The organism is Xenorhabdus sp. NBAII XenSa04 (assembly GCF_963866145.1).
GTDB classification, from domain to species: domain Bacteria; phylum Pseudomonadota; class Gammaproteobacteria; order Enterobacterales; family Enterobacteriaceae; genus Xenorhabdus; species Xenorhabdus indica.
Map to the genome: position 1 here is coordinate 1 of NZ_CAWMEB010000065.1, position 482 is coordinate 482.

Sequence of the window (482 nt, forward strand, 5' to 3'; positions counted from 1 at the left end):
ACAATATGGTCAATATCTGCCTGCGTTAAATCCACCAACGGCAACATGGCCGGTATCAGTTGCTGTGTTGCGGGAGTAATCACATTGGGCGGAATTTCGATGCTCTGATGCTGCCCCAACCTTTTCGCCAGATCGGCTAACACCGGCGATTGGAATAAATCACTCGCTGTCAGTGCCAATCCCCGCTGACGCAAATGACCAATCATATGTACAGCGAGCAGTGAATCCCCTCCCAACGCGAAGAAGTTGTCATGGCGGCTGATCTGTTCCATGCCCAGTAATCCACCCCAAATCGCTGCCAACGCCATTTCAGTTTCCCCCTGCGGGGTTTTATAGATCTGCCGGGCAAACGCCTCATTGCTCGGTATTGGCAGTGCCCGACGATCCAGCTTACCATTCGGTGTCAACGGAAACGCATCCAGACGCACGAAGGCCACCGGCACCATATAATCCGGCAAAACTGCACTCAGGTGGGTACGCAG

The 482-nt window shown here is 53.5% G+C and carries 1 protein-coding gene; it reads right to left on the reverse strand.

Going from position 1 to position 482, the window contains the following annotated elements:
* On the reverse strand, positions 1-482 hold a 482-nt coding region (locus AAC147_RS03200), incomplete at both ends, for a phosphopantetheine-binding protein (protein ID WP_047685599.1).